We start from the raw sequence: 22,609 nt of genomic DNA on the forward strand, positions 1-22,609 counted from the left end.
TAAACATGAAGCAATGAGTATCATAGTTCGTCTTCTTAAGGCAAGAGTAATCTCGGTTTAACTTGCTTAACTATCTGTAATTTATAGCTGTTTATCTTTGATTTCTGGCGAATATTGTAGCAGATCAAATGCTGGGGAATTTGATTTGTATCAGCAGTTTCAGCGTGCTTGTAGCAATAAGTATGTTTTTATCTTGAACCCGAATCGACGGTAAAACAATTGCTTATCTAGGGGTTTAGATTGACAGTTTGTTGCGTAATTTTCTTAGCAGTAGGTTTTTGAGTTGTTTGGTTTTAGGTTTATTGTTTAGCGTCCATGGCACCGGCCGACATTGTTCCATGGTTTTAAAACCCAGACGAGCCGTGAGTAGCCCGGCGCCAATGCCTTGAGCGGCTTTGCTGGATAACTTGGCGGTGAGTTCTGCACCCAATAGGTCGCTACCGAGGTCGGTGATGACTTCACTGGTTGCCGCGTAAATCATGTTTACAAATACCGATTTGATGAGTTTGATGCGGCTAAAATAGCCAAGTTCTACACCGTAAATTTTTGCGACAGCTTCAATCATTTTGATGTTTCGCCAAAAAATAATCAACATGTCGACTATTGCCAGTGGGCTAATGGCCACCAATACCGCGGCTTCACCAGACCATTGGCTAATCGCTTGTTTAGCGCGGTCATCGAGTGGTTTTAATACCGTTTCACTGTATAGGCTGACAACCTCGGCATCACTGTGGTTTTCATTTAGCCAGTTTTGCCAAGTGAGGTACTCTTGGCTGTCGTTTAAGCCCTGTAGTTTTGCCAGTTTTTCACAGTAAAACTGGGCGTTGCCACGGCCTTGCCCCTGCAGTAGCAGTTCCCCTTGTTGGTGTTGTTTTTGGTATTTTTTAAGTCGTCTTAAATTTGCCAGTTCTTTGATGAACATTGATAGCAGTGCAAGCACAATGGTGCCGCTGATTGCTGAATAGATCCCTGCTCGGATCGGAGAGCTTTGCCACAGTTCGAATAAACTTAATGTTAGTTCGCCGATGCCCATTGCCAAGGCGGCACCCACCCCATATTTTAGCCAACCATTGCTCTTTTTACTCTGTAGTTCCAATTTTATGGGCTCCAGATCTGGGGCTTCCTGCCATTGTTGTTGGTCGTCGATAACTTGTTTTGCTGCCAGTTGCTCATTACTGTCTTGCTTGGCTAAAGGGTCTAGTATTTTGGCCTGGGACTCGGCATCGAGCACCTGTCGGGGTTTGATTGACGGATTCATCGAAACTTGTCTCCTAATAGAAATTCAATGGCTTGGTCGAGTCGAATATGTGGCAGTGCCGTGTAAGGTGAACAGGCCGGAGGTTGAAAGGGACTAAACTCAAATCCTTGGTTTTGCCAAAACTGTTGTTTCGGTAAACGGTTGGGGACTTCACCGGGAAATAGCATGGTAGTCTTTTGAGTCGCTTGATCGCTTTGTAAGATCCCTTTAATTGCCGCAATGTTGACACCATTGAGCTTGGCAGTACCAGCCTGAGTCGCTTTAATTGAGGCTAAGGCCATCGTTTCGGTGTCGATCCCCTCAAATTTAACATGGCGTTTCCCGTCGGCAACTACTTCGCTAAGCAAGCTCACTAAACGAGTATGTTGCTCTGGTGTGACATGGTCTGCCTTGCTGGCAGCAAACAACAGTTTGTCGATCTTCGGTGAAAATAGGCGGCGTAACAGGCTTGATTGCCCGTAATTAAAACTGTGCAGTATTTGATTAATGGCTAACTGCATGTCGCAGAAGCTATCGTGACCGTTGTTAAGTGGGCTGAGACAATCCACCAATACAATTTGCCGATCAAACTTAATAAAATGCTGTTGGTAAAACCGTTTCACCACATGTTCTTTGTAGTACTCAAAGCGTTCCGTTAGTAAAGCCAAGTTGCTGTTTTTAACTTGCACCTTTGTACTCGCTAAATCAGGCTGAATGGGGAAAAAAGCTAAGACTGGCGCGCCCGCGAGCTCGGCGGGCAATACGAAACGGCCGGGTTGAATGTGGTGCATCCCCAATTGGCTTTTGCAGTCATGTAAATATTGGGTATAGGCCGCAGCGATATCTGCGACTTGTGTTTCGTTAGCTGTGGCGTTTACATCTAAGTGGGCCGCCTGTTGTTGCCAGTGCTCGGCGAGCTTAGCCTTACGTGAGTCTTGTAAGCCTGTATTTATATGTTCGCACCACTGCTGATAGTTCATATTGAGCAGTGGTAAATCAAGTAGCCACTCGCCGGGATAGTCGACAATGTCTAGTGTTAGATTGGCGGTGTGACTCAATTTTCGCCAAATGACGGATTGCGGTTTATAGCGTAATTTTAGACGAATTTCACTCACGCCATGAGTTGGTTTGGGCCAGCTCGGGGGTTGGCTTTGCAGCGCAGCTAAGCCACCTTGATAGTCGAAACTTGCTAAGTGGAGATGTGGCTGAGGGCTGCGTTTTGCCCCTAAAAAACCATGTTCACGAGCCAGTTTCCATAGTGGCAGTTGATGATTTTCTGCCCCTAATAATAATTGGTTTACCAAAGAAGTAATAAATGCTGTTTTACCGGCACCACTGAGGCCCGTGACGGCAAGTCGTAAGTGTTTATCCATACTGAGCTTGGCTAAGTCGTCGGCTTTGGTTTTGATGTTCGATAATCGAGAATGATTCATAAATTTAGTGGCAACCGTTCATGGGCGAATATTCGGCTTAGCTTATTTGTCAGGTTTATGCCTAAAGCGTTTACTTGAACAACAGCAGTGAAGCTTAATCGACTAAGCCAATACATCCCAAGTGCTTCTGTTAACCAAAGTACGAGAGATTGTTTTTTAGTCAAGGGATCTCGCAAAACACACTCAACTTATTCAATATATCGGGGCATATGCGGCTTTTTCAAGTTGTCGCTTGAAGCCACGCCCATTGGCTAAACCATGTGACTGTGATTCAATCTAGCAAAAGTTGGTGCAGAGATGGATTAAATTTTGTTCATGTTGTGGCGGATAAGCGCCACATTTTGCAAGCTTAGTGTGCTGATGGGCTGGCTTTGACTTTGACCAACAGGATGGGGATTGCCAGTGCAGTTAAACTCGCCATAATCAAGAATATGCCACTTCCTAAGGGAGCGTATAAGGCGCTGCATAAGAAAATTAGCAACGCGGTCCCCATATTTAAGGCTATCGCCGAATACAGTGCCTGTAAGGGGATCGCTTGTTCTTTGGGGGCTTCACTCCCGATGTATTTAATTGCTGCTAGTTGAGTTAAGGCAAAGGTTAATGCATGCATCGTTTGCGATAACATCATCATCGGTAGTAATTCTGCGCTGCCCAATAAGCCCCAACGGATAACGCCGCCTATTGCAGCAAATAACAACATGCTTCTTGCATCCCAACGGCGAAACCAGCGGCTACCAAAGATGAGAATGCTCATTTCAAAAATGACACCAATCGACCAGAGGTAACCGATGGTTGATTCTGAATAATCAATGCTTTTCCAATATAGCGTTCCATAGGCATAGTAGGCGGCATGGGAGCTTTGAATCAAAGTGGTCACAGCGATAAATCGTAAGGCATGTTTTTGTTTCAATACGGGCCATAAACGCCCTGCATGGGGGTTGCTACTGGTTGCTGGTTCTAACAGTTTTTCGGCAGGAGATAATAGTGAGATCCCCCACAGCACCAACAGTGAGCCTGCGGTGGCATATAAAATTAAGGAATGAGAAAAATAACCAAGTGCGTTGCCGATGATGGTGGACGAGATAACAAAAGCAATGGAACCGAATACGCGAACCCGACCATAGTCAAGCTTGAGCTGATTGACCCATTTGGTTGCGGCTGCATCTCCAAGCGGGATTAAGGTAGCAATGAAAAAGTTAGCGGCCAAGGTGAGTATTGTGAGCCAAATATAGCCCTTTAAATAAAACAGGCAAGTGACCACTAAAATGCTGGCAAAGCTGATCCAACGGATCCCTGGTAGTAGGTGATTAGCCGATTTTATGCGTGGCATCAGTACCACGTTGCCAACAAAGCGGGCGACCATGCTAAATCCAATCAACAGCCCAATTTCACTAGGGTTTAAGCCTTCACCTTCTAACCATAAGGCCCAGAATGGTAAAAAGATCCCCCATACGAAAAATAAACCTGAAAAATATAAACTTATCCAAGTTGCTGCTTTTGGATTTCTCACTTTTACCAAACCTTATACTGCTTAATGGCAGCATTATAGCGCCAATTTTTGAATAACATAGCCGCTTGTTCAATGGGAATCAGCGAGTGAATATATGGTTGTTTCCAAATCCTGATGTCTTTAGATTTTTCATCTATAATTTATTGAACTACATTGCTTTGTAACTGATATTTTGTTGAAGGGCGATTTATTTATCTGGCTTGTGCTTGAAATATAGTTTTGAAATTTTTAATTTGAAGATTTAAATCGCATCCATCAGCAAATAATTTGTATTTGGAATAGCGATGAATGCGCGCTTATGAGCCCTGTATTCAACAGGTCAATTTGAGAGCAATTTTGTTGGTAACATATCCATCCCTGCGAACCGTTACTTACAGACTGGTATGGTGATCCTCTGACACCGCCTGTGATAAATCTTCGCCGATTCTCATTGTGAAATTTTGGGATGGCTATTAATACAGCACTGGGGATATTTACGTTTATCATGAGCCTGAAGTTGTATCATAATAGTCGCTTAATTCAATCCTTATGGCCGCTGTTTTCGTCGAGACTTACGCCTGCCGAGGTTTGCTTAAAATAGGGAAGTAAAGTGTGACGAAACAACCATAGCCAATCACCCAAAAGCCAACCGCGATGGAAATGACATACCGATAATCACTTAAAAAGTACCCCAAAAAGACGCGAGTCACAAAGCATAGAATGATTGCGATCAATCCGAACGTCATGATTCTTCCAACCTCAATTTTTCTACCCGTATGGCCTAAAGAAACACGCGAAATCATGGATAGGATCATGGTGGCCATCGCGCCAACGGTTAAGGTGTGGATCGCTTGGGAATGATTTACCATGGTAGACACTTCTGATAAACCGTAGATGAATAAGCCGAGCGCAATGCACCAGTAACTGATGTGTAAACTCCAAACTAATGGCGTTTTGATGGTTACCCATATTTTCCAGCGAAATACCCGCACTGCATGTGCAGCGCTGGCGATAAAAAATATTGAAGCGCTCAATGTCGAAGGGAGTTTGATAAATGGTAGGCTGCTGATTAAGGCTAACAAGGTGCTGCCAATAACCACTTTTTCTAAGTAAGCAATTGGCTCCACGCGCGCTGTTTGGGTGCCGTTTGCAGTGAACATAGGGAATACGCGTCCGCCCATAATGCTCATCACTAAGGTGACTAATAACACCATCAGCGTGCTGGAATTATCGATGAATGGCTCAAGTGGTGTGATGACTTTGCTATGCATGCTGATATTGGCAATGCTCATCAGCAATAATATGGGGATAAATATCAAATTACGCCACAATCTAGCTTTTATAATTGGGTAAGCCAGTGCAGCTGTGGCTAACGGTAAAAAAGCAATATCAAGCAGTGCAATCAGCCAATGTGGTACACTATTTGGCAGCAAAAATAACCCCCTGGCAATCATCCAAACCGCAACTAAAAGTAGCAATCCGGTGCTATTTAAACTGCGTATTTGGGTCCAAGTTTGAACCGCCGTTAATAAAAAACCAATAATAATTGCAGCCACAAAACCGAATAGCATTTCATGCATATGCCACCATAAGGGACCGCCATAAACATGTAATGTCACATCGCCAGTGAAGAATCCGTTCCATAGCAGTAAACTGAGGATACTGAACAGGGAGGCGAGGAGGAAAAATGGGCGAAACGCAAGTTCTAAAAACGCCCCTGTTTGTGCTTGCCTTGGCTTGTTATTTTTGGGATCTGAAATCATGATCATCGTTAGGCTCTCAATTGAAGATCGATTGGGTATATGATTAGTGAAAGATTTAACTGGTTCTAGAATCTCGATTTAAAAGCGTCGTCAGTTGATATTGGTTATTGACGCCAAGTAAATCCGCTAAGGTATATGCATCCAAGGTTTTGAAAAAATTCTCTTGAGCTTCGGCAAAAATATTCTTCAATTGGCAACTCGGAGTAATGACACAACGATTATTTTCGCCAAAACATTCGACCAGCTTGCTGTTATCTTCCATTTCCCGAACTAGGCTACCGATGCCAATTTGATTCGTTTGACGATTTAATTTAAGACCGCCATTTTTTCCGCGGACGGCCAATAAGTGACCTTTAGCATTCAGTTGCTGAACAATCTTCATCAGATGGTTCTTGGAAATGTCGTAGCTTTGGGCGATTTCTTGGATGGTACAGAGTCGATCTTTATTGACCGCTAAGTAAATGAGTAGGCGAAGGGAGTAGTCGGTATAGCGAGTGATTTGCATGCTACGCACCCAAAATTTGAGATATATAAAGATGCATTTAAAATACATCTTTTAGTGGGTGTTTGGTAGTTTTTATTCGGAGAGTTAAGCGCCGCTTGGCGTTAGTGGCAACGAGTGCTGGTAAATCGAATTGAGTTTGGGATCTTATACTCTGATATTTTTAATGTTTTGACTTTTAATTTATATACTTACCTTGTTGATGCTCTTAGTATTAGTGGTACTCATGAGTCAAAGATTTAAAGGATTAAATGTGCTGAATAATAAACGAATAATTGTTGCGATAGCAGTTTCTCTTGGCTTATGCGGATGTAGCTCCAGCGACGACAGTCACACCTCTGCGGTTAATGTGGACTTGAGAATTATAGAAACCACAGATTTACATACCAATATTATGGATTTTAATTACTACACTCATAAACAGGATCCAAGCATTGGTTTAGCGCGTGCGGCGAGTTTAATTAGTGCGGCACGCCAAGAAGTAAGCAATGCGGTGTTGGTCGATAATGGGGATTTATTGCAAGGTAGTCCAATGGGGGATTACATTGCCAGCGTTGGTTTAAGCGATACACATCCCGCATATAAGGCGATGAATACATTAAATTATGTGGTGGGCAATATTGGTAATCACGAGTTCAACTATGGTTTATCATTTTTAGAGAAGGCCATCGCGGGTGCCAATTTTCCTTATATTAACGCAAACGTTATTTGTGCGAATAAAAATGGCTGTTGGGGAAATGTTGAATTTGGCGAAAATCTGTTTAATCCCTATCTCATTCAGCAGACTTCGGTACGCGATACCCAAGGTAATCTGCACACTGTGAATATTGGTTATATTGGCTTTGTACCACCACAAATTCTGCAATGGGACAAAACCAATTTAAGTGGCGAAATAGCAGTACTTGGTATTACTCAAGCGGCTAAACAGTTTGTGCCAGCAATGCAAGCGGCGAGGGCAGACTTAATTATTGCAATCCCTCATTCCGGTATCGGTTCTAGCGAAAACCCTGGTGATCCACAGGCTGAAAATGCAACCTTTGCCTTAACCTCAGTGGCAGGGATTGACGCGATTATGTTTGGACACAGTCATTCGGTATTTCCAGCCGAACGCTATCGTGACCTGCCAAATACCGATATTGAGAGAGGTTTATTGAACGGTATTCCGGCAGTTATGCCGGGGCGCTGGGGCGATAACATTGGGATTGTCGATTTAAAGCTCACCAAGCAAAATGGTAAGTGGCTGATTCATCATTCTGAATCGCAAGCTGAGGCTCGTCCCGTTTATGATAATGCCAATAAGGTTGCGTTAGTTCGTGGTGAACAGAGTATTCGGGATGCGGTGGCGGTAGAGCACCAAGCCACAATCGATTTTGTGAGCCAGCCGATTGGTGTGGCGGCTTCAAATATGTTTAGCTTTTTAAGCTTGGTGCAAGACGACCCATCGGTGCAGATTGTGTCGTTAGCGCAAATTGCGGGTGTAAAAGCCAAGTTGCCTGATGAGCTTAGTGGGCTGCCTATTTTGTCTGCCGCTGCACCATTTAAAGCAGGTGGTCGCTACCAAGAAGGGGATGCGAGTCAGTTTGTTATGGTCCCTAAAGGGCCACTTTCTTATAGTAATGCGGCTGACTTGTATGTATATCCCAATACCATGGTGGTACTTAAAGCCACAGGGGCGGAGTTAAAAGACTGGCTGGAGTGCAGTGCCAATCAATTTAATCAAATCGACCCAACTATTAGCACACCGCAAAACCTGATTAATCGTGAGGGCCACCCGACTTATAATTTCGATGTTATTGATGGCTTAAGATATAAAATTGATGTCACGCAACCGAGCAAGTTTGACAGTCACTGTGCACTGGTCAATGCGACGGCCAGCCGGATTGTCGAGTTAAGCTATACCGATGAAAAAGGTGTGGTGATTACTGGTCAAGCACTTGCCAACAAAGAATTTTTAGTTGCATCTAATAACTATCGAGCGTTTGCTGGCGTTTTTGCGGGAACCGGTTCTGAACATGTCGTATTAGAGTTACCAGATACTAATCGTGAAGTATTAGCCGCTTATATTTCTGAGCAGTCACAGCCTAATGCCTCCGGTACTTACAACGGCATGGTTGATCCAACAGCGGATTACAATTGGGATTTTAAAACCATTACGACGGATGTCACCTTAGATGTGCGTTTTGAGACTCAAGATAGTGAACTCGCTGACCAATTTGTGGCCGAAAATCAGCAACGTAAGATGGAAAAACTTAGCGCTGTTGATGCGATGGCAGGTTTTGCAATTTATCGAATTGACTTAAACTCTGAACCTGTTCGCCCTTAACTCGGGGGCAATCCTTTACCCATGTTATTTGCATCGTCACGTGGGTTTCTGGATTTGTAGGATTGGCCCTAGAGCTGCAGCGGTTAGCCGTTTGATATGGCTATTTATGCACTAGGGCTTGATTGAGGAGGCTTCGATAAGGGCTAAATTTTAGCGCTATTAATGTCTCGATAATCGCTCTGCCTTACATCTAACAAGCATTAATGGAGGCTGTTATGTACTCACACTTTCCAGTGAAGGTGCGAACGAAGTCGTGGTTTGAGAACAACTCTGGTAGAAAAATTAGCGGCTAGATACTTGATATGTAGCAGATACCGTTGAAGCTCCCCCGTTGAAAAAATAAATCATATCGTTTTGATATATTGAGGGGGCCTTGAATCAATTGATGCAAGCTGAGTAGGCCTATTGTGAATCCGCCATCGTATCAAATTTTTCTGCAGCAAAGCTTTCCCAATAGTCATACGCTATGTACCAGATATTTCATTGGTGTATCAGCAGCCGTACTGCGATCTTGTGAAAAAGGTTGCGCGAGTAAACACCGCTTGTGTCGCGGATTCAGTCTCGGTCCATGATTGTCGCATTTCCTGATGTATTTTCGCCGCGCAATGGTCAACCGCTCTTTGGTTGACCTTAATTTAACTCATCAATCGAAATATTATGTGTATTCATTTTCATATAAGTGAAGCTATGGCTCGCTTATTTAAGACCTGTTAATTGTGGTGGATATCGCCTCAACTGGCCGTTATGGTTTAGGGGAAAGTGAGTATCGCCCTTCATTTGGTGACCCGATGACAGGTCATCAAATTGCTGTCCATTGCCGGTTTACTTTGTAGGAGCTATCCGTTTGATCCTCTCGAACTCAGAAGGTTCAGATGAACAGAGCAATTCCAAATACGATCAGAATGCCGCCAGCGAATCTTTCTATAATGTGAATGCTTCGTTTTAAATAAGTTTGGACTCTCTGTTGACCTATCATTGAGGCAACTAAAAGATCCCAGATAAACACCGCGAAAACCATCCAGATACCGGAGCAGATTTGCTGGGTCAGGGTGACCTCGCTGCCCAGAATAACCGTCATTAAGCTCATATAAAATAGCGCGTTTTTGGGGTTTAACAGCGCCGAGTTAATCCCTAGCACTAATTGTTTACTAACCGTAGGAAGGCTCTGTTCCTTGGTTTTGAGAACGGCATCACTTTTTTGACTGCGGAGCAGTTTGGATCCTATCCACAATAGATAGATAGCGCCGAGGGTTTCGACAACAGAAAAAATTTGAGGGGAGTCTCGGATGCTGGTCCATCCGATGATGGCGATTGCAATGTAAATTGCGTTTCCAGCCGCGACACCGACACAGATGTATTTACTTCCTTTCAGTTTATGTCTCACGGAGTGACCAATAATCAGAAAGAAATCTTGCCCCGGGCTTAACAAGGCAACGAAATGGGCAAGAGCCAGCGCAGGAAAAGCGGTCGGTAAAAGAGTACTTAACATGATAAAAGTGACCTATAGCTAATGAATCATCGAACTATAGGTTGATTGAGTCAGGATTTATTGTCGAAAAATGACTTTAACTGCTGATATTGGCGTGGTGTGGAAGCGGTGTAGTTCACAAAAGCTCGATGCAGTTGGCTTTGATCCGAATAGCCCACTTCGCTTGCGACATCGATAATATTTACTCCTGATTTTAAGAGGTATTTGGCCTTCTCAATCCGACTATTATTGAGAAACGATTTTGGCGTAATACCGAAGCAGCGCTTGAAGTTGCGAATGACAGACTCTGTTGAACAGCCTAGTTGTTGAGATATATCGTGGTTCGAAGGCGGAGAAACCATGTTATTTAGTAAATGTTGCTTAATTTGAAGTGCCAAGTTGTTGTCAGTTTTATTGAATATAGGCGCACAGTAGAGATTTAGAATATCAAATAATAGTGAATCTATATGCGAAGCGTTGTTTTTGGTTTTATTGGTCTTTTTTAATAAAGTATTTATTAAAAAAGAAAGCTCGTTTGCGATTTTCAGATCAGTGAGTCGAATATGGGTACATGTGATTTGATCAACTTGACGCTGGTATAATGCCGAGAGTGCTTCACAGCACCAGCTTTCATCGACATAGAGCATGTGGTAGCTACGAGCGTTGCCATTGACAGGGTTACAAGCGTGAACCGCATGTGGTTGAATCAGAACCATATCACCTTGATTTAAAAATATTTTTTTATCTTTTATCGATAGGCAAGTGGTTCCGACTTCAATCAAGCCAATAGACAATGCTGAATGGCTATGGGCTTTGTAGCCTTGCGTGCTGTTGTAGGTTGTTCTTACCTCGAGATGAGGAAGCTGTTGACTGCACCAAAACTGCTGTTCGATATGACGAACGCTGCCACTCACGTGATACTTGCTCCTGAACATTGTGCTGATTGAGCCTATTTTCACCTATATCATTCTAGAGTCAACTGAATGATAAAATATGTGGGCTTATGCTGCGGCATTCAATCAACCCAATACCTACCGCTTTTTAAGCGGCAATGCAGCGCATGATGGTGCTGCATTGCTATTGTATGAAGGCTTATAAGCCTCGTTTTTCCATCCAAAGAGCCAAGTCAACAAGGCGATTAGAGAATCCCCACTCATTATCATACCAAGCGAGGATCTTAACTAAATTGCCACCAATCACTAAAGTTGAGAGGCCATCGATAATTGAAGATCGAGGATCACCTTGATAGTCACTTGAGACTAAAGGCTCTTCACTATAACCGAGGATCCCTTTTAGCGGCCTGTTTTGCGCTGCCTGTTTAAATGCGGTATTAACTTGTTCTACTGTGACCTCGGTTTTTAATGTTACCGACAAGTCGACGATGGAAACGACTGGAACTGGCACGCGAAGTGAGTAACCATTAAGTTTACCGTCTAATTCTGGAATAACCCGGCCAATCGCTTTCGCTGCGCCGCTTGAATAGGGCACAATGGATAACGCCGCCGCCCGTGCGCCACGTAGATCTTTTTCGGGCTGATCATGCAGCGCTTGGCTCGCAGTATAAGCGTGAGTGGTATTCATTAAACCGTGTTCAATTCCAAAGGTTTGATGCAGAACCTGAGCTGCAGGGGCTAATCCATTAGTGGTACAACTCCCGTTACTTACCACAAAATGCTGACTTGGATCATACAACTGGTGGTTAATGCCCATCACAACGGTGAGTGCATCATTTTTGGATGGGGCTGAAATAATCACTCGTTTGGCTTTACCAAATTGAATATGCTTTTCGGCTTGCGACTTGTCAGTGAATAAACCTGTGGCTTCAATCACAATGTCTACGTCACAGCGCTCCCAGGGGATCTGCGCGGGCTCGCGTTCATTGAATACACGAATGGCTTGGCCATTGACCCAAATTGTTTCATCGTTGTTTTCAACATCGGCCGCAAGTACTCCCATTAAAGAGTCGTATTTAAGTAGATGTACCAAGGTATGGCTATCGGTTAAATCGTTAATTGCGACGACTTGAATCCGATCATTGTTTAAGGTTGCGCGAAGAACATTGCGTCCAATACGGCCAAAGCCGTTAATGCCCACTTTTAGCATAACTATTTCCTCATCAGTGTTATTGAGGAAAATTTTAATATGGATGCGGATGTCATAAATGACAACAAACAATCAATTTAAGACAGATTCTCTGCTGAAGGTTGGCGGATCGCGAAGCGTTCACGATAGGCTTTTGGCGTAACCTGTAGATGCCGTTCAAATACCCGTCGTAAGTTAAGGCTATTACCCAATCCGGTATCTTGGGCGATACGCTCTAATCTATCCATGCTTTGTTCAAGTTTGTCTCGGGCTGCGTTCAAGCGGATTTCTTCAATGTATTTTGCGGGGGTGATGCCCGTTTGCTTGCTAAATACTCGGGCGAAGTTACGCGGACTCATCGAGACTCGGTCAGCCAATCGTTCTATCGATAGATCATGATTGAGGTGTTCCTGGATCCAAATTTGTAGATCTCGGATTGGACCAAGCTCGGGTGTCTCAGGTAAGCGATAGCGACTAAATTGGGCTTGCCCACCGGGGCAGCGTAAAAACATCACCATTTCTTGCGCAACATCTCTTGCCAAGTGGTAGCCACAATCTTGTTCTATCATTGCTAGGGTCAAATCAAAGCCAGCGGTCACTCCGGCCGAGGTCCAGACTGGACCATCTTGAACAAACATTGGTCCGCGTTCTACGCTGACGTTGGGGTATTGTTCTGCCAGTAAATTAATTAGGCGCCAGTGGGTGGTCGCCTTTCTATGCTCCAAGAGTCCAGCTTGAGCAAGCAGTAGCGCTCCTCCGCAAATAGAGGCGGTGCGTATGGCATTAGGAGCGGCAAGACTTAACCAATCGGCAATAATGCTACGCTCTTGTTCAATTCCCCCACGCCCTGTCACCATAATTGTATGGCGCTTGATGGTCGGGTCTAAGTCAATTAGCCGTGTGTTCGCGAGTAGCTTGAGTCCAGAATAACCATGCACAACATGATGAGACTGGGTGGTGGCGATTGTGACTTGATAAGCGATATCGCCGCCACTATCGGTGAGAAATCTATTTGCCCATTGCAAGAGATCGGCGATCCCGGTGGATTCAAATAGCATTCCACCTTCTGGGACGATAATCAGAAAGTCACGCATGATTTGTCCTTATTTGAATGAATACACAAATATAGACGTTTTGCGCTGGTTTTGTCTAGCAGGATGGTTTTTCTTTAGTCGCTGATGTTGTGAGCAGTCTTTAGCGAAGCAAGTCAGTGCCAGCAATGCGACTGATGCGGTGGCTAAAATATATTCTGTGTCATTGGGTGAGCCGAAGCAACGGCGCCTTAGGGGGGGATCGTTGAGGTTTAGAGCCTCATAGCGATCTAACTCATTATTTGTTCATTGTGGCTGGCTTAAATCACCGCTAACGGGGTTATGTATTTTGTAATTAGAGCCTCTAGTTACGGTACTTCATACCTGATTACCGGCAAATTTATTCTATGCAATAAGTTGATCACGTAATGAATCAGATTGGTATAAACAGCGCATGATGGGGTATAAAGCGGTACTCAGGAAAGGAGCCATATTGACTCAATGAGTTAAATTGCGTTGCTTGTCAAAGGTAAGTTGATTCGGTAAATAAAAAGCATAATCGAATCAACGATTATGCTTCGCTTGAGAGTTGTTTAAACAACTTCAACATTGGCCGCTTGTGGGCCTTTTTGACCGTCTTCAACGTCAAATGCGACTTTCTGGCCTTCTTCAAGTGATTTAAAACCTGTTCCTAGAATCGCGCGGAAGTGAACGAACACATCAGCTCCAGATTCTTGGGAAATAAAACCAAATCCTTTTTTTTCGTTAAACCACTTAACGGTACCAGTGCTTTTAGACATCGTGTCTCCTGAAACAATTGAAATAATACTCTATTTTTTATTTTGCTTAGTATTATTAGGGCTTGTAATTTGTATATTTTATGCTCTACCTAAATAAGCGCTGTCATCATAACACACAATAATGCGGCTAAGCCTAGTGACAAATTGCCGCAAATCAAGTTTTGCTTGATAACGTTTTCAATGCGTGAACTAGTTCACGAAACGTTCGGCTATTTTCTCGTTTTAGGGCGGATGTTAGAGCGTTTTTTACTGAAATGTACTCTTAGTAAGTTAGTGAAATCATTCAACTAATGGTTTCTTCCGGCCAAAGTTAATTGTGTGAATTTAATAAAACGCTGTTCCAAATATTGTGCGTTTTCTCTTTCATCATTTAAGGCGAGTAATTGAGCTGCCACTTCCGCAGTTGCCCATTGTGTTGTGATTGAACTAGAACGTAATCCATAGTTTGAGGCTGTACTGGGATGAATCGATATCACTGGAAATTGTTCCAACCAAGGACTTTGGTGAAACATTTTCCGTGCTTCTCGCCAGCTACCATCGAGCATAATGAACAGCGGTTTTACCCCTTGAGGCAAGCTGAGTTGGTAATTGACTCGCTCTGGTGGGCAAAAATGAGCAGGAAAAACCACATAGGGCTGCCATTGCACTTGTTGGCAAAGAGTGAGTAGCTCTTGACAGGCTTCGGTTCGTTGCCAAATAAAAGCGTAAGTATCAGGGATCACATCGGCGATAAATCGCCCAGTATTGCTCGGCCGAAGCACTTCTTTATTATGCATTAGCAGAGCGAAGCCACTTTGGCTCGCCTGTAATCTGGCTTGTGCGCAGAAGCAATGTGTTTGTGGCAGCTGGCAAATAGCACAGCGGGCTCGGCGGGCACCACGGCCCACAAATTGGGTGGTGGCTGCGGCTTTGCGCTCAGCATACAATTTTAAGAAACGGTTCACGACACGCGGCTCTACGTTATTCAATCAAGGGGCGAGTATAACCGAGCTTAAATCCAAGCACTATGTTCACAAAATCGACTTAGCGAAATAAATAAAGTCGAGGATAACCAAAGTAACGTCGGATCCGGTGATGTTGAAATAATAAGGCTGAAACGAAATGAAGGAGGCCGATAGCCCCAACAACAATCGCTATTTGTAACCATGCTTGAGGCAGGTCTTCTCGTTGAATGTAGATTTGGACGACGCGGTTGATCCACTCGCCACACAATAGCAACATGCCCGCCTGATTGAGCCTTAGGCAAATAGGATGTTTTACTAAGACGCTGCATAAGCTCAATACGCATAGCAATACATAAATCAGTTGCTGTGCTTGATAAAAATGAATCGCACTGAGGAGTAAGCAAAGGCAGCAAGGGCTGAGTAATAAACGGGGATGAGAAGTCATTCAATTACTCTATTGGCTAAAAATGGTGTTGCGATTGTGAATAGCTGTTTTATTCAAAGTACTGATTTAAATCAATATATTTATATTTACCAGCGCAGTTTTTGTGAAAGTAAGCGTTGGCTCTCACTCTAAGTCTTTCTGGTTTGGCTAGGGGGAACCGACCCGTCGCTATTTTGTGCAATCCGCTGTTGTTTGAATGCGCTATGATAAGCATTAGGGCAATATCTCAGTCGTCGTTTAATGGAGAGTTATCACGATGCGGATCTTAGTGATTGGTGCTTTTGGTACTGTTGGTCGCCAGTTAGTTCCGGCTTTAGTTGCTGCGGGGCACCAGCTGAGGGTGAGTTCTCGTGATGCCAATAAACCTTGGCCTTGGTCTGATTTGAGCTGTCAGCGCGTCACCTTAGATTTACTACAAGCCAATAGCTTGCCTTCGGCCTTGCTTGACATCGAGTTAGTCTATTACTTAATGCATGGCATGAGTGATGGGCAAAGTCACAGCGATCGAGAGATTCGCGCGGCAAGGCATTTAGCCCAGGCGGCCTCAGAAGCTAGCGTCAAGCGAATTATTTATTTGGGTAGCTTAATATCGGCTAAACCAAAATCAGAGCACATGCTAGCGCGGATTGCGACTGGCCAAGCCTTAGCGTCCACTGGTCTTGCGGTGACTGAGTTGCGAGCGGGGATCATTATTGCGCCAGGATCCGCGGCTTTTGAAGTGATGCGGGATTTAGTGGGACATATGCCTGTGGCGCTTGTCCCTCGGGCGATTGAGACCTTAACGCCGCCGATTGCCTTGAGTAACTTATTACACTATTTATTAGCTTTGGCGGAGTTGCCAGAGACCGCAGGTAAGGTGCTGGATGCGGCGGGTCCAGAATGGCTCACTTATCGACAGTTAATGTTAAAAATTGCCAAGGCTTTGGCGGCGCGGATCAAGATTATTGCTGTACCGGGCTTGCCGATCCGTTTGGCTTGCCTGGCTTTAGGCTTGATTACCTCGGTATCGCGCGAATTGGCAACGGCTCTGATTGCTGGGCTTGCTGAGCCGTTGCAAGCGAAACCCGATGAGTTACGGCGCTTAATCCCGCAACATTTATTGTCTGTTGATCAGGCAATTGCTCAGGTACTTCAAGAAGAGCGGGTGCTCTGTTATCCAAGTCGTTGGCGAGATGGTGTGCCAACTTTTCGAAAGTTTTCTCCCTTGCATGGTTTTTACGCAAAGTCAGCCAAACAGCAGGTTGTTGCCGCCGCCAGTCCGTCAGCTATTTGGCAAGTGGTGAATCTACTTGGCGGTAAGCATCGCTATTTTTATTTGAATAGCCTGTGGGCTTTACGCGAGTGGTTCGACTATATATTTGGCGGCCCCGGAAGAGAACATGGCCGAACTGATTACTTAAATCTGAATGTTGGTGAGCGGGTCGACTCGTGGACTATCTTAAGCGCCGAAGAAAATCGTTGTTTGGTGCTTGGTTTCGGAATGAAAGCGCCCGGTGGTGGTGGGATGCAAATTACTATTGAGCCGCTAGATAGTCAGCGTAGCCGTATAGAGGTGGGCTTATACTGGCATCCCGCAGGATTTTGGGGTTTGGTTTATTGGTATTTCTTTGCCCCTTGGCACCGATGGCTGTTATATGGCATGACTAAGAAAATGGCTTCGCTGGCGGAAAATAATGAGCAGATTGAAGCGGCCTTGCGTAAATCGAAAATCCATTCAGGATCTACCGATGAAGGCCGCTTTGGCTGAATACAGATTTTAACTTTAGACCAGAACACCGAGTGCCCTAGTGATAAGCAACCGTCGCTGAAATCATTGGCGGTTGCCTATGGGGTGTCCAAATCCGATGTTTTAAGCTGGTGCTTAGAAGGGGGCTGGGTAGCGAGTTAGCACTTTACCTATATCGCTTAAGGCCCGAGAGCTAAGTGGTTTCGAAAAGGCCAAAATATCTTCTTCCAATTGCTGCATGTTGGTTGCGCCAATAATGGTAGAGGTGACTCCATCTACTTGGTCACACCAAGCCAAGGCGAGTTGCGCTGGGGTGTAGCCATGTTGCTTGGCAATCTCTACATATTCAGCAACCGCTTCGTGGCAGAGCTTGGTATTACGGAATAGACCCTTACGTTGAGTTAGTGACCAGCGACTCCCTTCAGGGCGCTGCCCATTGGCATATTTGCCAGTGAGTAAGCCTGTACAAAGTGGGGACCAGGGAAGATAGGCGATTTGTTCATGCACACAGTTCTCGATCAAATATGGCCAATCCTTGGTTTGTAGCAGGCTAAACTCATTTTGAATGGATACCATTCTCGGTAAATTATGGCTTTCGCTCAACTTAAGGTAGGTATTAATTCCCCAAGTGCTGTCGTCGGATAGACCACAATGGCGAATTTTACCAGCGTCAATACAACGCTGTAATCCTTGTAAAATATCGAGCATTTGGGCTTGATGATCGGCCGCGTCTAACTGAGTAAATTGGATTTGATTTGGCCAGTGTTTTCCAAAGTGAGGCATTAAGCGATTTGGCCAATGTAATTGGTATAGATCAATGTAATCGGTATTGAGCCGTTGTAAGGAGGCGTCAACTGCGAGCTCAATGGCTTTTGCATTAATTGGCCCACCGTCGCGAACCCACTCAATACCTGGCCCAGCAATCTTACTCGCGATAATCAAATCTTTACGCTGGTTTGGATTTTCTTTGAGCCATTGGCCGATGATCTGTTCGGTTTTTCCGTAGGTCTCTGCGGTTGGAGGGATGGCGTACATTTCGGCTGTATCGATGAAATTCACGCCTTGACTGATAGCATATTCAATTTGTTGATTTGCGTCTTGTTGGTTGTTTTGTACACCCCAAGTCATACTGCCTAGGCAAACTCGCGATACCGATAAATTGCTACTTCCTAGCTTCGAAAAATTCATGGATGTTCCTACATCAACTAAGTACTTAAATATTATATTACCGTATCAGAGGGTGATTAAAATAGTCTGAACTTTGGATAAAGCAATCAAGTGTTATCAGAAGGTTTTATTTTATTGTCTTTTTTACCGGTTTTATTCAAGCAAGTTTGTCTTGCCAACGCCTGGCAACCCTAGATGGGGAGGGCATTGAGGCTTGAATGAACAAGCTTCATCTCTTGCGGAGCTGAAAATGGTCCATAAAACCAGCGTGACTTTTCTAGGACTAGTATGTCAGCTGAGCTAGGGTTAATATTTGGCCATTATTTGTTGTAGATAGATGTGGGCGTTTGGTGGTTCGGGCAGAAACAAGATCGTTACCGATTGATAGTATTAAGTCGAAATTTTTATCGGATTTAGCGGATAATCATGTGGTGGTGGAAGCGGCTACTGGTTCAGGGAAGTCAACTCGTTTACCTCGTTGGGCGAGTCAGTTTGGTAAAGTTTTGGTAGTGCAGCCCAGACGAATTGCTTGCGAAGCTCTGGCGGCTTATGTGGCGCAGCAAGAGCGTGTAGAACAGGGAACTACCGAAGTTGGCTATGCCATTCGCTTTGCTTCCACGCTGACCTCGACCACCGACATTGCCTATGTGACACCGGGTATTGCCTTGCATTGGTTGGCAGAAAATAACTTAGCCAATTATGCAGTGATCATGATCGATGAGTTTCATGAGCGTCGTTGGGATAGTGATTTATTACTCGCCTTAGTGAAAGATTTACCATTACGGATCGTCGTGACGTCGGCGACTTTGGAAGGCGCGAAATTATGTGATTATTTGGGAGCTAAAGCGATACAGGCCCGTGGACGCGAATACCCCGTGTCGCTCAGTTATATCGCCAAACAAGCCCATCATTTACCCGACTTACAGCATTTGACCGAACGAGTAAGCGCTTGTGTTGAACAAGCCATGCTTAAAGATGACGGCGATATTTTGGTGTTTTTACCGGGGCGCGCAGAAATTCAAGCCTGTCAAACCAGCTTGTCGGGAATCGATGCCGAAATCTTACCTTTGCACGCCACCATTAGCGCCTCAGAGCGTCAGTACTTGCTAACGGCAATTGATGGGGAGCGAGCACGCCGGGTGATCTTAGCCACCAATGTGGCCGAAACAAGTTTAACCATTCCAGCGATTAGCACGGTGATTGATTCAGGTTTAGAGCGGCGAACCAAGCAGCGGGCAGGGCGTACGGTGCTTAGCTTAGAGCGGATTTCACGAGCCAGTAGTGAACAGCGTCGTGGTCGAGCTGGCCGGGTGCGCTCGGGTCATTGTTATCGTTTGTGGGGCGAATACGCACCTTTTGAAGCGGTCACTCCACCACAGATGCAGCGTGAAGAACTGCTGGAACCGATGCTGTTTGCTGCGAGTTGTGGCAAAGCGCTCACGCAGTTAGCATTTCTAGAAGCTTTACCGGATAAATCGTTACGGATCGCGAGCCAAAATTTAGCCAAAATGCAGGCTTTGGCGAGTGATAGTCAATTGAGTTCGCTGGGCAAACGACTAATGAATTTACCAATTGATAGTTATTTTTCTTATCTGGTTAATTTAATGCCGCGCGGGGCAGAACAGGAAGCAATGCTTGATTTGACTGCCGCTTTAACCATCAATCGTCGTTTGTGGCAGAAACCCAAGACGGAACATGGTTTGAAACAATTACAGCAGTGGCAACCGCTGGCTTGTGATATGACTGCAACCATCAGTTTGTTGCGTGGCCATTCTTGGCCCGAGGCGTTACAGCTGAACCTTGAAGCCTTAAAGCAAGCGAAGGAAATGGCAGAACAACTACGCAGCGTGATGGGGTTTGCCAAATTGAAACAGGCTCGGCCTTATCGTCGAGAGCTGATTATTGAGGCTTTATTAAGCGGTGCCAGTGAACTGGCTTATGTGCGCCGAGCTAAGCGTCATCAGGCGATGGGCAATGGTTATGCTGAATTACAGGTGGCTAGAGAAAGCTTATTTGATGATGAGCAGGTGGCTGCATTGGTGTTAGATCAATACAGCACGCCGGGACGTGGACTTAAGCAACTGACAAATATTGGCCTATGCTTGTTGCCAGTAAGTATTCAACAATTAATGCGGCATCAGTTAGGCGAGTTGAAGCCCAGCGGTGAGTTGGACGGACAAGGCCAACAGTTGATGCGGCGCTATTATGCTGGTCGATTCATTGGGTCTGAATATTTGGCGCTAACGGCAGCACAATATCGCCGCTCACTTGCCAAACGGATCTTAGCTCGGCAAGAGTTGTCTTTTACTGAGCTGAGTCTACAACAAGATGTTGATGCCTGGAATTTATGGGTGAGTCTCGGTGAAAAAAATGGCGGTGGCTCCGGTGAGCCCATTGATGCCGAGCTTTGGCTAAGTGAACACTTACAGCAACTTGGACTGGAGAGCGCCGAAGATCTTTGTCTTATTGATGCTAAGGATCTCACTTTTCCGGGGATCCCCGAATGGCAACGTGCAGCATTTGAACAAGCTTTTCCTCAAAGTCTACGCTTAGCCGATCTTCGTGTGCAGGTCGAATATGAGGTTCGCGTTAAGCGAGTGACGCTTCACTATCAAGCGGGGCGACGTAAAGATGGTCCTAAACGCTGGGAGTTGCCGAGTTGGGCTGGCTGGCGGGTGTTTTACCAAAAAGCCAGTAAACGCGTTGCGTTGACTTAGGGTTTATTCATGTTATTCGCTGCTTGTTGTGAAGCGCTAGTCGATGCTTCCAAGGCAATACAGCCGATTGAGCGAGTCAATCAGCTGGGGAATCTTGGTATACCGCTTAACCGGAGGTGATGCGCTTAAGCGTCTCGTCTTTGACCACAAAATGGTGATACAAGGCGGCTAATATATGTGCCGCTAATACTAAGTATAAAACGGTTGCCGCAACCTCATGGATGGTCCCACTAATACTGTTGATGGTCGGTGATTTTTCGGCCCAACCACTAATGGTAAAAAAGTCGAAAAAGTTGATGTTATGTCCACCTGAAACGGACATGATTACGCCGGATATTGGCATGATTAACATGAGTAAATACAAGGCGTGGTGACCTAATTTGGCGAGGCTGAGCATTAACCCCATCCCCAGAGGGACAGGCGCTGCGCTGATTCTATGCCACACTATTCGCGCTAACACACATAACAATAGCAATACGCCGATGGCCTTATGCAAACCGATCATCTCCCATTTATCAGGACCTCTCTGCATTTCGTCCATGTATAAAGCAATGCCAATTTGAGCTATAAATAATGCGGCCATAAGCCAATGAAATAGCTTTGATATCATACCAAAATGGCTCGAGCTATTTTTTATCTTCATCAGTTATTTTTCCTTGAGACGGTTTGTTGATTTAATAAACAATTAATACTTGGGAGTCAAGCGGCTTGTTTGTTATATGGAACATGACGAAAGCAAAAAGCTTATGTTTATTCGATGCTTGAGCATGTGCTAGCATGGTTGACCTTGTAATTATGGGCGGAGATGTACATTGAAACAATTTCTTGGCGTATTGCTGCTGGTTATCGTAGCGATGTTGCTAAGTCTCGTTGTCATCGACCGTTATATTTCAAAGCAAGTCGCCGGTCAGTGGTTTCGTGACATGGAACAGCTCCCAGCGGAGCCTGTGGCTCTGGTGCTTGGGACCAGTAAGTATGTAGGTAAACGGCTTAATACCTACTATCAGTTTCGTGTGGAAGCGGCAGCAAAACTCTACCATACCCACAAAGTGCGCGCATTGATCCTCAGTGGCGATAATGCCACCCGCTACTATAATGAACCTATTACCATGTTAAACGATGTGTTGCGGTTAAATGTGCCACGCGAGAATATAGCTTTGGACTATGCAGGCTTTCGAACCTTTGACTCAGTTGTGCGGGCAAAACAAGTATTCGGGCAACAAGCCTTGATTATTGTTTCTCAGCAGTTTCATGTCGAACGGGCTTTATACATAGCAAATCAATACGGTATTGAAGCCTATGGCTATGTGGTGGATGATGCGCCTTCTGAGTTTCATTGGCGAGTGCGTTTACGAGAAGTATTGGCTAGAGCCAAGGCTCTAATAGATTTACATATATTTAACACCCAGCCCCACTTCTTAGGTGACCCAGAACCAGTAAACTTACGCGGAGGTGACTCAACCCCCGAACTTTAGGACCAGT

18 protein-coding genes are annotated in these 22,609 nt (G+C 44.9%); 4 read left to right on the plus strand and 14 right to left on the minus strand.

From position 1 onward, the window contains the following. Positions 1 to 235 precede the first annotated feature (235 nt). The 5 genes from ACRRSX_RS06935 to ACRRSX_RS06955 form a co-directional block, all read right to left on the minus strand. Positions 236 to 1,258: a YcjF family protein gene (locus ACRRSX_RS06935; protein WP_432453927.1), complete on the minus strand. Its 1,023-nt coding sequence runs from the start codon at positions 1,256 to 1,258 to the stop codon at positions 236 to 238. Continuing rightward, positions 1,255 to 2,670 (minus strand): YcjX family protein, encoded by a 1,416-nt coding sequence (locus tag ACRRSX_RS06940; protein WP_432453926.1) that lies wholly within the window; start codon positions 2,668 to 2,670, stop codon positions 1,255 to 1,257. The genes ACRRSX_RS06935 and ACRRSX_RS06940 overlap by 4 nt, the downstream gene beginning before the upstream one ends. 349 nt (positions 2,671 to 3,019) lie before the next feature. After that, positions 3,020 to 4,180, minus strand: a complete 1,161-nt coding sequence (locus ACRRSX_RS06945) for a 3-phenylpropionate MFS transporter (RefSeq protein ID WP_432453925.1) — start codon at positions 4,178 to 4,180, stop codon at positions 3,020 to 3,022. A 551-nt stretch (positions 4,181 to 4,731) separates the two neighbouring features. Then, positions 4,732 to 5,928 (minus strand): NnrS family protein, encoded by a 1,197-nt coding sequence (locus tag ACRRSX_RS06950; protein WP_432453924.1) that lies wholly within the window; start codon positions 5,926 to 5,928, stop codon positions 4,732 to 4,734. A 49-nt stretch (positions 5,929 to 5,977) separates the two neighbouring features. After that, complete coding sequence (locus ACRRSX_RS06955; RefSeq protein ID WP_432453923.1) at positions 5,978 to 6,427, minus strand: RrF2 family transcriptional regulator; 450 nt, start codon at positions 6,425 to 6,427, stop codon at positions 5,978 to 5,980. A gap of 250 nt (positions 6,428 to 6,677) precedes the next feature. On the opposite strand from ACRRSX_RS06955, the gene ACRRSX_RS06960 reads away from it, so the two are divergent. Next, complete coding sequence (locus ACRRSX_RS06960; RefSeq protein ID WP_432453922.1) at positions 6,678 to 8,747, plus strand: bifunctional 2',3'-cyclic-nucleotide 2'-phosphodiesterase/3'-nucleotidase; 2,070 nt, start codon at positions 6,678 to 6,680, stop codon at positions 8,745 to 8,747. An 868-nt stretch (positions 8,748 to 9,615) separates the two neighbouring features. Here the strand turns inward: ACRRSX_RS06960 and ACRRSX_RS06965 are convergent. The 7 genes from ACRRSX_RS06965 to ACRRSX_RS06995 all read right to left on the minus strand — a co-directional run bounded on the left by ACRRSX_RS06965 (position 9,616) and on the right by ACRRSX_RS06995 (position 15,517). Then, positions 9,616 to 10,236 (minus strand): LysE family translocator, encoded by a 621-nt coding sequence (locus ACRRSX_RS06965; RefSeq protein WP_432453921.1) that lies wholly within the window; start codon positions 10,234 to 10,236, stop codon positions 9,616 to 9,618. A gap of 50 nt (positions 10,237 to 10,286) precedes the next feature. After that, the gene (locus ACRRSX_RS06970; RefSeq protein ID WP_432453920.1) at positions 10,287 to 11,129 is read right to left on the minus strand and encodes an AraC family transcriptional regulator; all 843 of its coding nucleotides are present in this window, start codon (positions 11,127 to 11,129) and stop codon (positions 10,287 to 10,289) included. Positions 11,130 to 11,307: 178 nt separating this feature from the next. Continuing rightward, a complete protein-coding gene (gene gap / locus ACRRSX_RS06975) occupies positions 11,308 to 12,318 on the minus strand; it encodes a type I glyceraldehyde-3-phosphate dehydrogenase (RefSeq protein ID WP_432453919.1) in 1,011 nt (336 codons plus the stop codon). Positions 12,319 to 12,395: 77 nt separating this feature from the next. After that, positions 12,396 to 13,391, minus strand: a complete 996-nt coding sequence (locus ACRRSX_RS06980) for a GlxA family transcriptional regulator (RefSeq protein WP_432453918.1) — start codon at positions 13,389 to 13,391, stop codon at positions 12,396 to 12,398. Between the two features lie 530 nt (positions 13,392 to 13,921). Next, positions 13,922 to 14,128 (minus strand): cold-shock protein, encoded by a 207-nt coding sequence (locus ACRRSX_RS06985; protein ID WP_432453917.1) that lies wholly within the window; start codon positions 14,126 to 14,128, stop codon positions 13,922 to 13,924. 287 nt (positions 14,129 to 14,415) lie between these two features. Next, a complete protein-coding gene (locus ACRRSX_RS06990) occupies positions 14,416 to 15,072 on the minus strand; it encodes a tRNA-uridine aminocarboxypropyltransferase (RefSeq protein WP_432453916.1) in 657 nt (218 codons plus the stop codon). A gap of 79 nt (positions 15,073 to 15,151) precedes the next feature. Further along, positions 15,152 to 15,517, minus strand: a complete 366-nt coding sequence (locus tag ACRRSX_RS06995; RefSeq protein WP_432453915.1) for a hypothetical protein — start codon at positions 15,515 to 15,517, stop codon at positions 15,152 to 15,154. A gap of 256 nt (positions 15,518 to 15,773) precedes the next feature. Between ACRRSX_RS06995 and ACRRSX_RS07000 the strand changes: the two genes are divergently transcribed. Then, positions 15,774 to 17,264, plus strand: a complete 1,491-nt coding sequence (locus tag ACRRSX_RS07000; protein ID WP_432453914.1) for a DUF2867 domain-containing protein — start codon at positions 15,774 to 15,776, stop codon at positions 17,262 to 17,264. Between the two features lie 114 nt (positions 17,265 to 17,378). On the opposite strand, the gene ACRRSX_RS07005 is transcribed toward ACRRSX_RS07000, so the two are convergent. Continuing rightward, the gene (locus ACRRSX_RS07005) at positions 17,379 to 18,431 is read right to left on the minus strand and encodes an aldo/keto reductase (protein WP_432453913.1); all 1,053 of its coding nucleotides are present in this window, start codon (positions 18,429 to 18,431) and stop codon (positions 17,379 to 17,381) included. A 329-nt stretch (positions 18,432 to 18,760) separates the two neighbouring features. Between ACRRSX_RS07005 and ACRRSX_RS07010 the strand changes: the two genes are divergently transcribed. Beyond that, a complete protein-coding gene (locus ACRRSX_RS07010) occupies positions 18,761 to 21,127 on the plus strand; it encodes a helicase-related protein (protein WP_432453912.1) in 2,367 nt (788 codons plus the stop codon). A gap of 106 nt (positions 21,128 to 21,233) precedes the next feature. Here the strand turns inward: ACRRSX_RS07010 and ACRRSX_RS07015 are convergent, their stop codons facing one another. After that, on the minus strand, positions 21,234 to 21,770 hold the full coding sequence (locus ACRRSX_RS07015; protein ID WP_432453911.1) for a cytochrome b: 537 nt from the start codon (positions 21,768 to 21,770) through the stop codon (positions 21,234 to 21,236). A 169-nt stretch (positions 21,771 to 21,939) separates the two neighbouring features. Between ACRRSX_RS07015 and ACRRSX_RS07020 the strand changes: the two genes are divergently transcribed. Next, entirely contained in the window at positions 21,940 to 22,602 is a 663-nt protein-coding gene (locus tag ACRRSX_RS07020; protein ID WP_432453910.1) for a SanA/YdcF family protein, read from the plus strand. Positions 22,603 to 22,609 lie beyond the last annotated feature (7 nt).

Origin of the sequence: Agarivorans sp. QJM3NY_30 (assembly GCF_050870855.2) — a bacterium.
GTDB lineage: Bacteria > Pseudomonadota > Gammaproteobacteria > Enterobacterales > Celerinatantimonadaceae > Agarivorans.